This is a genomic window from Rheinheimera sp., from assembly GCF_037442345.1.
Classification (GTDB): domain Bacteria; phylum Pseudomonadota; class Gammaproteobacteria; order Enterobacterales; family Alteromonadaceae; genus Pararheinheimera.
Genome location: NZ_JBBIQL010000001.1, coordinates 184269 through 198638, shown reverse-complemented (window position 1 = coordinate 198638; position 14370 = coordinate 184269). Strand labels below are relative to the sequence as shown.

Annotated in this window: 13 protein-coding genes; 6 read left to right on the top strand and 7 right to left on the bottom strand. The window is 52.4% G+C overall.

What is annotated here, in order from left to right; all coding sequences use genetic code 11:
• From rlmH to WKJ04_RS00895, 7 genes are all read right to left on the bottom strand, one after another.
• A complete protein-coding gene (gene rlmH, locus WKJ04_RS00925) occupies positions 1-471 on the bottom strand; it encodes a 23S rRNA (pseudouridine(1915)-N(3))-methyltransferase RlmH (protein ID WP_337878706.1) in 471 nt (156 codons plus the stop codon).
• A gap of 4 nt (positions 472-475) precedes the next feature.
• The gene (rsfS, locus tag WKJ04_RS00920) at positions 476-796 is read right to left on the bottom strand and encodes a ribosome silencing factor (protein WP_337840853.1); all 321 of its coding nucleotides are present in this window, start codon (positions 794-796) and stop codon (positions 476-478) included.
• A 51-nt stretch (positions 797-847) separates the two neighbouring features.
• The gene (gene nadD, locus WKJ04_RS00915) at positions 848-1501 is read right to left on the bottom strand and encodes a nicotinate-nucleotide adenylyltransferase (protein ID WP_337878705.1); all 654 of its coding nucleotides are present in this window, start codon (positions 1499-1501) and stop codon (positions 848-850) included.
• On the bottom strand, positions 1488-2534 hold the full coding sequence (holA, locus tag WKJ04_RS00910) for a DNA polymerase III subunit delta (protein ID WP_337878704.1): 1047 nt from the start codon (positions 2532-2534) through the stop codon (positions 1488-1490). The genes nadD and holA overlap by 14 nt, the downstream gene beginning before the upstream one ends.
• Complete coding sequence (lptE, locus tag WKJ04_RS00905; protein ID WP_337878703.1) at positions 2535-3014, bottom strand: LPS assembly lipoprotein LptE; 480 nt, start codon at positions 3012-3014, stop codon at positions 2535-2537.
• Positions 3014-5599, bottom strand: coding sequence for a leucine--tRNA ligase (leuS, locus tag WKJ04_RS00900; protein WP_337878702.1), 2586 nt, complete (start codon positions 5597-5599; stop codon positions 3014-3016). The genes lptE and leuS overlap by 1 nt, the downstream gene beginning before the upstream one ends.
• A 170-nt stretch (positions 5600-5769) precedes the next feature.
• Complete coding sequence (locus WKJ04_RS00895) at positions 5770-6924, bottom strand: serine hydrolase (RefSeq protein ID WP_337878701.1); 1155 nt, start codon at positions 6922-6924, stop codon at positions 5770-5772.
• Between the two features lie 117 nt (positions 6925-7041).
• On the opposite strand from WKJ04_RS00895, the gene WKJ04_RS00890 reads away from it, so the two are divergent.
• From WKJ04_RS00890 to WKJ04_RS00865, 6 genes are all read left to right on the top strand, one after another.
• Entirely contained in the window at positions 7042-7494 is a 453-nt protein-coding gene (locus WKJ04_RS00890) for a hypothetical protein (protein WP_337878700.1), read from the top strand.
• Between the two features lie 102 nt (positions 7495-7596).
• Complete coding sequence (locus tag WKJ04_RS00885; protein ID WP_337840846.1) at positions 7597-9987, top strand: ATP-binding protein; 2391 nt, start codon at positions 7597-7599, stop codon at positions 9985-9987.
• Positions 9980-10666: a pyrimidine 5'-nucleotidase gene (gene yjjG, locus WKJ04_RS00880; RefSeq protein ID WP_337878699.1), complete on the top strand. Its 687-nt coding sequence runs from the start codon at positions 9980-9982 to the stop codon at positions 10664-10666. The genes WKJ04_RS00885 and yjjG overlap by 8 nt, the downstream gene beginning before the upstream one ends.
• 209 nt (positions 10667-10875) lie before the next feature.
• On the top strand, positions 10876-12009 hold the full coding sequence (locus WKJ04_RS00875) for a DUF547 domain-containing protein (RefSeq protein ID WP_337878698.1): 1134 nt from the start codon (positions 10876-10878) through the stop codon (positions 12007-12009).
• 25 nt (positions 12010-12034) lie between these two features.
• Entirely contained in the window at positions 12035-13201 is a 1167-nt protein-coding gene (locus WKJ04_RS00870) for a DUF547 domain-containing protein (protein ID WP_337878697.1), read from the top strand.
• Between the two features lie 77 nt (positions 13202-13278).
• A complete protein-coding gene (locus WKJ04_RS00865; protein WP_337878696.1) occupies positions 13279-14364 on the top strand; it encodes a DUF547 domain-containing protein in 1086 nt (361 codons plus the stop codon).
• The last annotated feature ends 6 nt before the right edge of the window (positions 14365-14370 follow it).

Sequence of the window (14370 nt, the reverse complement as noted above, 5' to 3'; positions counted from 1 at the left end):
TTATTCGCGGTGATAAGGGTGGTTAGTGCTGATACTCCAGGCGCGGTACAGACTTTCGGCCAGTACCACCCGTACCATGGGATGAGGCAAGGTCAGCGCAGACAAGGACCATTTGGCTTCACTGGCTGCAATACAGGCCGGAGCCAGGCCTTCAGGCCCACCGACCAACAAGCAGACATCCCGTCCGTCCATTTGCCACTGCGTCAGCTTTTGTGCCAGTTGCGGGCTGCTCCAGTTGCCACCTTCCACTTCGAGTGTGACAATTCGTGCGCCTTTAGGCACAGCGGCGAGCATTTTTTCGCCTTCCAGCTCCAGAATGCGTTTGATATCGGCGTTTTTGCCACGTTTACCGGCCGGAATTTCAATCAGCTCCAGTGGTAAATCTCTGGGAAAGCGGCGGGCATACTCCTGATAGGCTGTTGTCACCCAATCCGGCATTTTGCTGCCTACAGCGATCAGTAACAACTTCATCCGGTTAAGCGCTCCACAACTTCTCTAGTTGGTAAAAACTGCGGCTTTCTTCCTGCATCACATGGGCAATCACATCACCCAGGTCAATCAACACCCATTCGCCTGAACCTGTGCCTTCAATCCCCAGAATCGACAACCCTGCCTTTTTGGCTTCTTTTACCAGGTAATCGGCAATAGAGCGGGTGTGGCGGTTGGATGTGCCTGAACAAATCACCATGGCTTCGGTGACATTGGATTTACCTTTGACATCGACCGGGGTGATGTCCTTGGCTTTCATATCGTCCATTTTGTCCAGAACGAAACTTAATAACTCTTGGGCTTGCACTTTTTACTCCAGGCTGAAAAAACGCGTTATGGTAGCATTTTTTCCACGCCATTACAGGGCCTGATAGAGCCGGTGTTGGCGGATATAGGCCAGCACCTTCGCATCCAGCAACTGGTGCAACGCTTGCTGCTGTCCGGTTTGCAGGCAGTGGCGGATCTGAGTGGCTGATAAATCCAGAGGCGCATTGTCCAGCCATAAAATGACGCCACTGGGTTTGGTGCCGAGCAGGTCTTTACTCTCTGTACCAAACTGCTGCAATAATGCCGGGCAGTCGCCTTCTGTTCGGGAATAACCAGGCCTTTGACAGACAACCAAATGGCTAAGTTCAAGAATAGACTGCCATTTTTTCCAGCTTTTAAAATAGGCTAACGAATCGCTGCCCATTACAAACAGCAGCTGGTGCTCCGGATACAACACACGAAGCTGTTCCAGGCTGTCTGCTGTGTAAGAGGGTTTGTGCTGGTTTATTTCCAGGGATTGCAAGGTCAGGCCCGGATAAGACGCAATCGCCAGTTCGACCATCGCTGCTCTGTGCTGAGGGCTGACCCCGGGGCTGCTGCGATGGGCTGGCAGATGGCAAGGCATCAACTGCACCTGTTCAGGCTGCAACAACTGCTGCACAAAGAGGGCACAGGCAATATGGGCACGGTGCACCGGGTCGAAGGTGCCCCCTAAAATCGCCAGACGGGCTTTAGTCATGGCCATAGATCTGTTGCAGTGAAAAGACTTTGGGCACAGGGCAGACAAACAAACTGACCAGATGGGCCAACGCTAAATCCTGGTCTGCCAGGAAGCCGGTTTTAAAAGCGCGGTCAAACGCGGCCAGTTCGGCAATGCAGTAGCTCAGCCATTTCTGCGGTAACCGCGCCACTGCACTGTGGTACATCGGCTGCCGTTTGGGCCAGATCCCATGTTTTTTAAAAAACTCGGCCATCGGCAGGCCTTGTTGTTGTGCCAGATGCATCTGCAGCAGGGTCTGGATTTCTTTTTGCAATTGCCAGGCAATAATCACAGGCTCAGTGTCCTGCAACAACAGGCGGTGCAGCCTGTGCAGTGCCTCATTGCCCTGGCCCTGCAGCAAGGCATCCACCAGTTGAAACACTGAATAATGTGACTGGTCAGCCAGAAACTGCTCAAGCAACGCCGCATCAATGCGGCCCTGCTGGTCTGTCAGGGCTATTTTCTCCAGTTCCTGCGCGGCGGCTAATAAATTACCGGCGCAGTGATGCTGCAACAAAGTGATGGCATCGGGGCTCAGCTGCACTTTCATGCTGCTTGCGCGTTGTTGTAACCAGCGGGCAAATTGCTGGTCATCCAACGGGTAAAACTGCACCTGCACGCCTTGTTCGGCCAGCTGTTTAAACCAGCTGCTACGGGCAAATTCAGTGGCGTTTTTATTGGCATGCAGCACCAGGACAAGGTCAGGATGCAGCTGCTGCGTCAGCTGTTTCAGCTGGTCGGCGGCGCCAGCCGGCAGTTTGGCTGGCAGTTCCAGTTCAAATAACCGGCGGGGGGCAAATAACGACAGGTTGTTCAATTCAAGCAGAAAATCGGACCAGTTGAATTGCGGATCCCACTGGAAACTCAGACGCTCGTCAAAACCCTGTGTTCGGGCTTTTTTCCGGATTAAGTCCAGGCTTTCCTGCTTTTGCAGCGGCTCCTCGCCAAACACCAGGTACACAGGAGCCAGCTGTTTATCTAACTGTGCAGCAAGCTGATTGCTATACAGTTTCAGCATTTAGTGGGTCCGGTTCAGCTGGCGGATAATCCGGCTGGCCGCCTGAGTGCGCAGTTCGTCCAGCATCAGATCCAGCTCTTTGGCTTTGGCAAGAGCGCTGTTCGGGTCGTCCTGATAATCCCTGGTCAACTGAAACTCGCGTTGTTGCTCGTTTTGTTCTGGTAAATACAGGGTGTAGCGGACTTTATAAATCAGTTCATATTCGGCGACCTGGCCATTGGGGAACAAGGACAAGGTGCGTCGTTCCAGGCTGTCCTGTTCCAGCTTCAGTACAGGTGCTTTCGGATCCATCTGCTCAAGCAGTTTGACCTGGTTGCTTTGCAGTTGCAGGCTTAACCGCTCAGCCAACTCCGAATGCTTGGGGGCATCCAGATACAAAGACGGAAATTTTTCCAACGGCAGGCTGCCACGTAAATGAAAACCACAACTGCTGAGCACCAGGCTCAGCAGCATCAGGGCAAGCAGAGGCAGGCTGCGCATCAGCCCACCGCCAGGTTCAGCAGTTTGCCCGGCACATAGATCACTTTACGGATCTCTGCGCCTTCGAGGAAACGCTGAACATTTTCGTCTTGTTTGGCCATCGCCAGCACGTCGTCCTGAGTCGCATCGGCCGCCACTGTGATTTTGCCACGCAGCTTGCCGTTGACCTGTACCACCACCAGTTTTTCGTCTTCCACCAGCGCGGCTGCATCCGCCGTTGGCCATGGCTGTTGTTCCAGTGCATCGCCCAGACCCAACTCGGACCACAGGTACTGGGACAGGTGAGGGGTGATAGGGTTCAGCAGTTGCAGCACGGCTTTAATACCTTCCACTTTCACTTGCTTATCCGCATCGGTGTCGACCGGCGCTTTTTGCAGCTTGTTGGTCAGCTCCATAATAGCGGCGATGGCGGTGTTAAAGGTGTAGCGGCGGCCAATGTCGTCTGTCACTTTGGCAATGGTTTTGTGAATTTCGCGGCGCAAAGCTTTTTGCCCGTTATTCAGCTCCGCTGCCCAATCGGTGCCAAACAGCGCTTTGTTTTCTGAGCTTAAAGTCCAGATCCGGCGCAGGAAGCGGTTCGCGCCTTCCACGGCGGAATCCTGCCATTCCAGGGTTTGTTCTGGTGGTGCGGTAAACATCATAAATAAACGTACTGTGTCGGCACCGTATTGGTCAATCACCACCTGGGGGTCGATGCCGTTGTTTTTCGACTTGGACATTTTGCTCATGCCCGCGCTTTGCACCGGCTGGCCGTCGCTTTGCAGCACTGCACCTGTAATCCGGCCTTTGTCGTCACGCTCCACAGTCACGTCGGCCGGTGAGTACCATTCTTTGCCGCCGTTCTCGGTGTCGCGGAAGAAGGTCTCCGCCAGCACCATGCCCTGACACAGCAGGCGTTTGAACGGCTCGTCCGACTGCACTAAACCCACGTCACGTAATAATTTATGGAAGAAACGTGAATACAGCAGGTGCAAAATGGCGTGTTCAATACCACCAATGTACTGGTCAACCGGCAGCCAGTAGTTGGCTTTGGCCGGGTCCAGCATGGCTTTATCGTGGTCCGGGCTGCAGTAACGGGCGTAGTACCAGCTCGATTCCATAAAGGTGTCGAAGGTATCGGTTTCATGGAAAGCGGCCTGGCCTTGATAGGTCGTTTTCGCCCACTCTGGGTCGGCTTTAATCGGCGATTTCACCCCATCCATCACCACGTCTTCCGGCAAGCGCACCGGCAGCATGTCTTCTGGCACCGGCACCTGGGTACCGTCTTCCAGTGTCAGCATCGGAATGGGTGAACCCCAGTAACGTTGACGGGAGACGCCCCAGTCACGCAAACGGTAGTTCACTTTCACCTGGCCAATGCCCAGGCCAGACAGCTTGTCGGCAATGGCCTTAAATGCGGCGGTGAAATCCAGGCCGTTAAATTCTGCCGAGTTCACCAGTACGCCTTTTTCAGTAAAAGCCGCCGTGGTTAAATCGCAGACGCTTTCGCTGCCAGCGGCAGGTTCAATCACTTGTTTAATCGCCAGACCGTATTTAGTGGCAAATTCATAGTCGCGTTGGTCATGGCCAGGCACCGCCATCACAGCGCCAGAACCATAGTCCATCAACACAAAGTTGGCGACCCAGACCGGTACCTGTTCACCGGTCAGCGGGTGCACCACAAATAAACCTGTGGGCGCACCTTTTTTCTCCATGGTCGCCATTTCGGCTTCGGCTACTTTGTTGCCTTTGCAGTCGTCAATAAAGGCCTGCAATGCCGGGTTATTCAATGCGGCTTGTTGCGCCAGCGGGTGCTGAGCGGCGACCGCCACATAAGTCACCCCATACAAGGTGTCCGGACGGGTGGTGTACACCGTAAGCTTTTGATCTGTATCGGCAACCTGGAACGTAATTTCCACCCCTTCAGAGCGGCCAATCCAGTTTTTCTGCATGGTTTTGACCTGTTCAGGCCAGCCATCCAGCTGGTCTAAGTCGTTCAGCAGTTCTTCGGCATAATCGGTGATTTTAATAAACCACTGCGCCAGTTCACGCTGCTCCACCAATGCGCCTGAGCGCCAGCCGCGGCCATCAATCACCTGCTCGTTGGCCAGCACACACTGATCGACAGGGTCCCAGTTGACGGTCGACAGTTTTTTGTACACCAGACCTTTTTCAAACAGCTTGGTGAAAAACCATTGTTCCCAGCGGTAATACTCTGGCTGACAGGTGGCAATTTCGCGGTCCCAGTCATAACCAAAACCCAGGCGTTTCAGCTGGTTTTTCATGTACTCAATGTTGGCATAAGTCCATTTGGCCGGCGCGGTTTTGTTATTGATAGCGGCGTTTTCTGCCGGTAAACCGAAGGCATCCCAACCCATAGGCTGCATCACGTTTTTACCTTGCATGCGCTGGAAGCGACTGATCACGTCCCCAATGGTGTAGTTACGCACATGGCCCATATGCAGCCGGCCACTTGGGTAAGGGAACATCGACAGGCAATAGAATTTTTCTTTGGTGGCGTCTTCCACCACTTTAAAGGCGTTGTTTTGTTCCCACTTCGCTTGCAGCTGCTGTTCAATTTGCTGCGGGCTGTATTGTTCGTGCATTCAGACCTTCCGACTTCAAACCATGCAAAACCGGCTCTGCAGTGCTTTGAACCGGCGAAAAAAATTGCCGCTAGCATACCGCATCAGTGGGGACGCCAACAACAGCAAAGACGGCCATTGCTGACAGAAATACGCCCTGCAGTGAAGGCTGCAGGGCCAGGGGGGCTGGCTTATTCAGGCAATGCGGCCAACACTTTCCCCACTAATTGGTTCAGCTCATCGCCATTGCCAATCCAGCGCGCGACCATCAGCAGATCGTTTTCTTGATCGATATAAATAATATTGCGCCCGGCCCCCTGAAAGGTGACGGCCGTTTCAGGGGCGTTTGGCAGGGCTTTGCGGCCTGGGTTTAAAAACCAGTTGGCAAAGCCGTATTCGGGGTTGGCGTTGCCGCCGGTGCGGGCCAGTTGGATCCATGCTTTGCTGACCAGCTGTTTGCCTTGCCATTGGCCGTCCCGCAAAAACAGGTAACCAAAACGGGCTAAATCCCAGGCATTGATAAAGAGACCGCCGCCCCAGTGACCACCGCCGGACACTGACTGGATGCGCTGGCCGTCCAGTTCTATCCAGCTGTTGTCATAGCCGTACCAACGCCAGGTGGACGAGGCGCCAATAGGCCGCATAATCTGTTCATTCAGCACAGTGGGCAAAGGTTTACGCCAGACATAAAGTGTGGACAGCGCCAGCAGGTTGATTCGCACGTCGTTGTATTTGTAATGGCTGCCTGGTGTGCGCAGTGGCCGGTTTGGCCAGTCAGCCGGTGTCTGGCCTTCGGGTCGGTCGGCCCAGTCCGGTTTGCCCCACAAGGTGCCTTGCCAGTCGCTGGTCTGACGCAGCAGATGATCCCAGGTGATCTGGCTGTTATGCTCGCCCTGATATAAATCGACACCCTGCGGCATAGAGGGGCCCACTTTGTCCTGCAGATCGCGGATGAGTCCCTGTTGCCAGGCGAGCCCTGTCACAGTGGTTAAAAAAGTTTTGGTAATGCTGTGGGTCATATCGACACTGTCGACTTCCCCCCAACGGGCGATCAGTTTGCCCTGATAAATGATTAAACCATTGGCTGGTGCGCGTACCGACATAGGGCCAATAATCTGGTCGTAAGGTTCTTTGGCACCAAAAGTCGTGGCCTGCACCAGGGCCTGGTCTTTACTGGCTTTGTTTTCACTGGCAATGGCGTAGGCGACAGCATCGGCCAGGCGCTGCTCATTCACTTTGAGGCTGGCGGGGCTGGTCGCAGCCCATTGGCCGGCCGGCGGGAAATAGTCTGCTGCCTGAGCACTCAGGTGCAGTACCAGGCCGAGCATTATCATTCTTTTTTTCATTTTAAACTCCGGCAAAAGGTCAGCCTGAAACAAAGCCAGACCAACTACAACAGGGCTGCGACTAAATTGACAAAAAAGCCGTTTATTGCCGACTATACTGACGTACAGGAGGCAGTTATGGCAGATTTTTCCGACAAATATCAACGCTGGCTCAACGAGTTAGCTGAAATGTTGCAACAAGCCCGTGAGCAGCAGGTGGGCCGGCTGGTGCAGTGGACGGATACCATCAGGGCTTATCTGAAAGCGGGTAAAGACTTAAGCGCCTATGAAACTCAGTTGTTTCTGGAAACTTTAAAGCGGCAGTCTGACGAAGAAGAGCCACCATCGATCTGGCCTGAAGCGCTTTGGTATGAGTTGTCACTGATCACCGACAAAACCCAGGTGGAATGGCAGGAGCTGCTGGAAGATTTACACCACCATGGCGTGTATCTGCAAGGGGAGCGGGTCGGTATGGGCCTGTATCAGTGCACGGCCTGCGGTCAGACCCAGAGCTTTTTTCATCCGGATGAACTGTGCAGCTGCACGGACTGCGGTGGTCTGCAGTTTTCACGGCTGGGGTTGCCCTCTTGATCTTTGTGGTGGTGTAAAAGCCATTGCGGTTGTTCTTTTTGCGCCACCTTTTGTTAAGATGGGGAAGTTTCCCCTTTTTATTGATCACGAAGAGCCTTTTGCATGACGCCACAGAGCCGTACCCTTGCGCTGTCCCCCGAACAATTAGGTCCAAACCTTGCCCCTGAACTGATCCAACAAGCGCTGGATGTCAGCGGTTTATCCAGCACTTTTATTGGCCAGGACAGAGCCAAAGCCGCGCTGAACTTTGCCATTGGTATGGATATGCCGGGTTACAACCTCTATGTGATGGGGGAACCGGCACTGGGGCGTTTTACCCTGGTGCAGGATGTGCTGCAGCAGGCCGCCAGCGAAAAAGCCACACCGGATGACTGGTGTTATATCAATAACTTTGACGATGAGCGGGTGCCTCACACGCTGCGTCTGGCGCCGGGTGAAGGCAAGGTCCTGGTAAAAAAAGTAGAAGCGCTGATTGACGAGCTGCTGGACACCTTTCCGGCCGCCTTTGATAACCCGGGCTATCAGCGCAAGAAAAAAGCCATCCATCAGGCGTTTGACGATAAATACGAAGCCGCCATTGCGCTGGTGGAACGCAAGGCACTGGAACAGCAAGTGGTGCTGTATGAAGAAAATGGCGCGGTCAGCTTTTCGCCGGTGATCGATGGCAAAGCGCTGGATGACAGCGAATTTGCCAAACTCTCCGACGAAAAACGCCAGTATTTTTATGACCTGGTGTCAGAGCTGGAAACCATTCTGAACGAGCAGTTGCTGGAGTTGCCACAGTGGAAACGTGAACTGTCGGAAAACCTGCGGGCGCTGCGCCGCGAGACCATTGAAACCGCTATCAAGCCGCTGCTGAAACAGCTGGAGCATGATTACGCCAAAGAAATTGGAGTGCTGCGTTTTCTGAAAGAGATGAAACCGGCGCTGATCAAAGCCGTGCTGGAGTTGCTGCCGGAAGAGGCGGAAACCGACAAGCTGGAGGAAATGGACACCCGCAGTTTGTTTGTGGAAGATTTTGTACCCAATGTGCTGATGCACCATGAATTAATGGACGGCGCCCCTATTATCTTTGAGCCCAACCCCAGTTACGGCAATTTATTTGGCCGGGTCGAATACAGCTCAATGCAGGGCAGCCTGTACACCAATTACGGCATGATCCGCCCCGGCGCGTTGCACAAAGCCAATGGCGGCTATCTGGTGCTGGACGCCGACCGCTTGCTGACGCAACCCGGCGTCTGGGATGCGCTGAAACTGGCACTGAAAAGCGGCGAAATTGTGATCGACACCTTAAGTGACCATGCGGTCACCAACTCCACCATTATCACGCCCAAAGCCATACCGCTGAATGTGAAAATTGTGCTGCTGGGGTCCCGTGATCTGTATTACCTGATCCAGGATGTAGACGACGAATTCAATGAGTTATTCCGGGTGTTGGCCGACTTTGAGCACTATTTGCCCTTTGAACCACACACCATGCGTTTTATGTCGCTGCAAATTCAGGATCAGATCCAACAAATGGGACTGGACACCCTGTCGGCCTGTGGCCTGACCCAACTGCTGCGTTTCAGTTTCCGCCAGGCGGAGCACCAGCGCAAATTGTCGGCCCGTTTTGCCGAAGTGCTGGAGCTGGTGCGGGAAGCCTGTTTTTATGCCAGCCAGCATGGCCAGACGGAAGTCACAGCAGCCCATGTGCAGGAAGCGCTGGACGGCAAACAGTACCGCACCGGCCGCATCAGCGAATCCTTTTTGGAAGATATTCAGGAAGGCCAGATTTTAATTGATACTGACGGCTGGGCGGTTGGAAAAATCAATGGCCTGACGGTGCTGGAAATTGGTGATACGGCTTTTGGTACACCGGCCCGCATCAGTGCCACTGTGTTTGCCGGTTCGACCGGTGTGGTCGATATTGAACGCGAAGTGGAGCTGGGAAAAGCCATTCACTCCAAAGGGGTGATGCTGCTGACCGGTTATTTGGGCGCTAAATATGCCCAGCATTTCCCGCTGACGCTGTCAGCCAATATTGCGATGGAACAATCCTATGGCCTGATTGATGGGGACAGTGCGTCTCTGGCGGAAGTTTGTGCGCTGATTTCCGCCATTGCCGATTTGCCGATAGCACAAAGCCTGGCGGTGACGGGTTCCATCAACCAGTATGGTCAGGTGCAGGCCATAGGTGGGGTTAACGAAAAAATTGAAGGCTTTTTCCGGCTGTGCCAGTCGCGTGGTTTAAACGGTGAACAAGGGGTGATTATTCCGGCCAGTAACCAGCTGAACCTGGTGCTGAACGACGAAGTCACCCAGGCGGTGCGGGATGGTCAGTTCCATATCTACACCGTCAAACAGGTGGATGAAGCGCTGGAACTGCTGATGGACATGCCGGCCGGTGAGCGCAACAGCAAAGGCCAGTACCCGAAACGCACCATCAACTTCCTGGCACTGCGCCGGCTGGAAGATATTGCCGATATCGTCAATGGCACCGCCGATGAATAACCATTGGTTAGCCAAGCTGGAATGGGTGTTGTTTGACGCTGACGATACCCTGTTTCATTTTGATGCCTTCAGCGGTCTGTCGCTGATGATGCACGCTTATGGCCTGGGCTTCAGTGAGCAGGAGTATCAGCAGTTTCAGGCGCTGAACCAGCCGCTGTGGGTGTTGTATCAGCAAGGCGACATTCAGGCCGACGAGCTGAAAGTTCGCCGTTTTACGGCCCTGGGCCAACGTTTGGGCGTTGAACCTGCAGTGCTGAACCGGCAGTACCTGCAGGCCATGGCACAGGTCTGTCCGCCTCTGCCCGGTGCTATCGAATTATTGCAACGGCTCAAAGGTCAAAAGCGGCTGGGCATTATTACCAATGGCTTTACCGACTTGCAGCAGGTGCGGCTGGAAAAGGCCGGGCTGCAGGATCATTTTGATCTGCTGGTGATCTCTGAACAAGTTGGCGCCGCCAAACCCAACCCACGGATTTTTCAGCATGCGCTGGAACAAATGGGTCAGCCAGACCCGTCCACAGTGCTGATGGTGGGCGATAACCCTCAAGCCGATATTGCCGGTGGCCGGCAGATGGGCTTTTATACCTGTTTTGTCCAGCACCCGGGTAAACAGCTTCCTGCCGGTATTCAGGCCGATCTGACGGTGAAAACCCTGGCTGAGTTGCTCCCGCTGTTCTGACCTCCAGTTGCAAATTCTTGCAAAACTGCATGAATTCCTGTTAATGAAATCAATGCGTTAACAAATTTGAAACTAATGGCTAATTAAGCTACTGTAGGCTTTGACTAAACCCGAAGCACAGGGTGTATTCGTGCTCCGGCCGCTGAACATAAGTAAAACGAAGGAGCGACCCCCCTATGAACAAGCACTGGTTAATGGCATCTGTTTTCATGGCTTTTACGCTAGGCAGTCAGGCCAGCGAACAGAAACTGCCCGAACACTGGTTTGGTGACGATCCAAACTCCGCCATCACTATTGATTACAGTGACTGGGATTATGTACTGCAGGCTTCAGTGCTGTTGTCTGGTCCGCCAAGCCGGGAAGAAGCGCCGGAAGATCGTGGCAGTATCGGCACCAAAATGAAAAACAAGTACAACGTTAAAACCATCAATGCCGGTAACAGGTTCTTTTACGAGCGTTTTCGTAAGAACCCCGAATTAAAGGCGACCATTAAAGGTATTCGCGAAAGCCTGCAGAAAGTGCCGGATGAAATCCGGCTGAATATGCTGACCAATAACGAGCAGTTGGCCTACTGGCTGAACCTGTATAACGTGGTGGTGGTCGATGAAATCAATAAAATTTATCCAGAAAAGAAACTGGAAGATTTTGTCACTGACGATGATGGGTTGTTAGCGCGTAAAACCGTCACAGTGGAAGGGGTGGAACTCAGTCTGAATGATATTCAGCACAAAGTGCTGAAAGTGAAATTCGACCGGGACCCGCTGATATTGTATGGCCTGTACCAGGGCTATATTGGCAGCCCCAGCATCCGCAAACATGCCTATACCGGTGATAATGTGCGCCGCACCCTGACCGCCAACGCCTTTGATTTTATCAACTCGAACCGCGGTACTTATCCAGCCGGTAAAGACTTTCTGGTCGCGAACTTCTATCAGCGCAATGCCGATTATTTCCCTGATTTTAAAGCGGATTTATCTGCGCATTTAAAAGAATACCTGAGCATGACCGACCAGAACGCTTTGGATAATGCGAAAAAGCTGGTGGCAAAAATTGATGACTGGACTGTCACCGATATTTACGGTTCCACCCAGAATTTTGGCGGCAGTGTGGCGAATAACAATGCGGCTTTCCTGGGAGCGTTCAGTCGCATTGATGGTCCGCCGGAAACCCGTGAAGACTCTAATATTGAATTGCTCAGCGATGCCTTACAAAGACGTTCTGTGAACTATGGCCGCTTCTCTCCGGAGCTGATTGTGCGGTTAAAAGAACTGAAACAACGCAATGAACGCCATAGTGGTACTGTCACAGTGAAAGATCTGGAAGAAGAGTCTGCACAAAATTAATCAGCAGAACAAAGGAGTGATTCTGATGAAAAAATACTGGTTATCAGCATTCGCAGCCCTGATGTGTGCACTGGGCAGTCAGGCCAGCGAGCCGGAATTGCCAAAACACTGGTTTGGCGAAGACCCTAACTCCAAAATCACTGTCGATTACAGTGACTGGAATTACATCTTACAAGCCTCTGTGCTGTTGTCTGGTCCGCCAAGCCGGGAAGAAGCGCCGGAAGACCGTGGCAGTATCGGTACAAGGATGAAAAACAACTACAACGTCAAAACCATCAATGCCGGCAATAAGTTCTTTTACGAACGATTTCGTAAGGAGCCTGAATTAAAACAAAGTATCAGCGCTATCCGTGACAGTTTGCAGCGGGTACCCAGTGAGATTCCGCTGAACCTGCTGACCAATAACGAGCAGTTGGCCTACTGGCTGAACCTGTATAACGTGGTGGTGGTCGATGAAATCAATAAAATTTATCCAGAAAAGAAACTGGAAGATTTTGTCACTGACGATGATGGGTTGTTAGCGCGTAAAACCGTCACAGTGGAAGGGGTGGAACTCAGTCTGAATGATATTCAGCACAAAGTGCTGAAAGTGAAATTCGACCGGGACCCGCTGATATTGTATGGCCTGTACCAGGGCTATATTGGCAGCCCCAGCATCCGCAAACATGCCTATACCGGTGATAATGTGCGCCGCACCCTGACCGCCAACGCCTTTGATTTTATCAACTCGAACCGCGGTACTTATCCAGCCGGTAAAGACTTTCTGGTCGCGAACTTCTATCAGCGCAATGCCGATTATTTCCCTGATTTTAAAGCGGATTTATCTGCGCATTTAAAAGAATACCTGAGCATGACCGACCAGAACGCTTTGGATAATGCGAAAAAGCTGGTGGCAAAAATTGATGACTGGACTGTCACCGATATTTACGGTTCCACCCAGAATTTTGGCGGCAGTGTGGCCACCAATAATGCTGCATTTATAGGGGCGTTCAGCCAGCTTGGTGGCTCAGCGGAAACCAGCGAAGTGGCCAATACGGAATTACTGAGTGATGCCTTGCAAAGTCGCTCGGTGAATTATGGCCGTTTCTCTCCTGAGCTGATGGTCCGGTTAAAAGAGCTGAAACACCGCAATGAAAATAACTTAGGTACCGTCACAGTGAAAGATCTGGGCGAGGCAGCTGGGCAAAACTAAGGAGCCAGTCAGGTCAGCCTGTTCAGTTTGCAGGCTGTGACTGTCAGTTCAGTGATTAGATCGAAGGAGCCACCAGAATGAAAACCTCTTGGTTAGTACTCCCCTTGATTGTCCTGTTTGCATGGGGCATTGAGGCCCGCGAGCAGGAATTACCTGCGCATTGGTTTGGTGACGACCCCAACTCCAAAATTGTCATTGATTACGCCGACTGGGACTTTGTGCTGCGCTCGTCGGTCTTGCTGTCTGGCCCGGTCAACCGGCAGAAGGCCAAAGCTGAGGTGCCCCATACAGGCACCCGCTTAACCAATAAATACAAAACCCGCACTATTCTGGCGGGCAACAAATTTCATTACGAACAGTTTCGAAAATTACCTGAGCTAAATGACAATGTCAGCGCGATACGGCAAAGCCTGCAGCAGCTGCCCAGTGAAGTGGCGCTCAATACCCTGACTGCCAATGAGCAACTGGCCTATTGGTTGAATCTGTACAATTTGGTGGTGATAGATGAAATCAATAAAGTCTATCCGAAGAAATACCTGGAGGAGTTTGTCACGGCAGAGGGCGGCTTATTGCAACGTAAGCTGCTGAAAATTGAAGGGGTGCAGTTGAGTCTGAACGACATTCAGCACAAAGTGCTGAAGGTAAAGTTCGACCACGATCCTCTGGTACTCTATGGCTTGTACCAAGGTTATATTGGCAGTCCCAGTATTCGCAAGTTTGCTTACACCGGCGAAAATGTGATGCGGGCTCTGCAGGCGAACGCCTTTGATTTTATTAATTCCAACCGCGGTACCTATCCGGCCGGCGACAACTTTTTGGTCTCCAGCTTTTACCAGCGTAATGCCGGCTACTTTCCAAATTTCCAGCAGGACCTCAGAACGCATTTAAATCAATACCTGAAACCGGCAGAAAAAGACGCACTGCAGGATGCCGACACTATGTATGCTCTGATTGATGACTGGATTGTGACCGATATTTATGGCACCCGACAGGAGTTTGGTGGTGGTAGCTCGGTCAATATCACCAAAATAAATGGCGACCCCTATCTGCACCGCTTTCCGCCTGAACTGCTGAAGTATTTAGTCAAGCTGCAGCAACGCAATGACGAAGCCCGTGGCACCGTGTCAATAAAAGATCTGGAAGCGGAGCCGTCAGAAAACTAAGATAGC

Bases quoted from the DNA above. Each gene is read 5' to 3' on its own strand.
- rlmH (WP_337878706.1), bottom strand. From the start codon at position 471: ATGAAGTTGTTACTGATCGCTGTAGGCAGCAAAATGCCGGATTGGGTG.
- nadD (WP_337878705.1), bottom strand. From the start codon at position 1,501: ATGGCCATGACTAAAGCCCGTCTGGCGATTTTAGGGGGCACCTTCGAC.
- holA (WP_337878704.1), bottom strand. From the start codon at position 2,534: ATGCTGAAACTGTATAGCAATCAGCTTGCTGCACAGTTAGATAAACAG.
- lptE (WP_337878703.1), bottom strand. From the start codon at position 3,014: ATGCGCAGCCTGCCTCTGCTTGCCCTGATGCTGCTGAGCCTGGTGCTC.
- leuS (WP_337878702.1), bottom strand. From the start codon at position 5,599: ATGCACGAACAATACAGCCCGCAGCAAATTGAACAGCAGCTGCAAGCG.
- WKJ04_RS00895 (WP_337878701.1), bottom strand. From the start codon at position 6,924: ATGAAAAAAAGAATGATAATGCTCGGCCTGGTACTGCACCTGAGTGCT.
- WKJ04_RS00890 (WP_337878700.1), top strand. From the start codon at position 7,042: ATGGCAGATTTTTCCGACAAATATCAACGCTGGCTCAACGAGTTAGCT.
- WKJ04_RS00885 (WP_337840846.1), top strand. From the start codon at position 7,597: ATGACGCCACAGAGCCGTACCCTTGCGCTGTCCCCCGAACAATTAGGT.
- yjjG (WP_337878699.1), top strand. From the start codon at position 9,980: ATGAATAACCATTGGTTAGCCAAGCTGGAATGGGTGTTGTTTGACGCT.
- WKJ04_RS00875 (WP_337878698.1), top strand. From the start codon at position 10,876: ATGGCTTTTACGCTAGGCAGTCAGGCCAGCGAACAGAAACTGCCCGAA.
- WKJ04_RS00870 (WP_337878697.1), top strand. From the start codon at position 12,035: ATGAAAAAATACTGGTTATCAGCATTCGCAGCCCTGATGTGTGCACTG.
- WKJ04_RS00865 (WP_337878696.1), top strand. From the start codon at position 13,279: ATGAAAACCTCTTGGTTAGTACTCCCCTTGATTGTCCTGTTTGCATGG.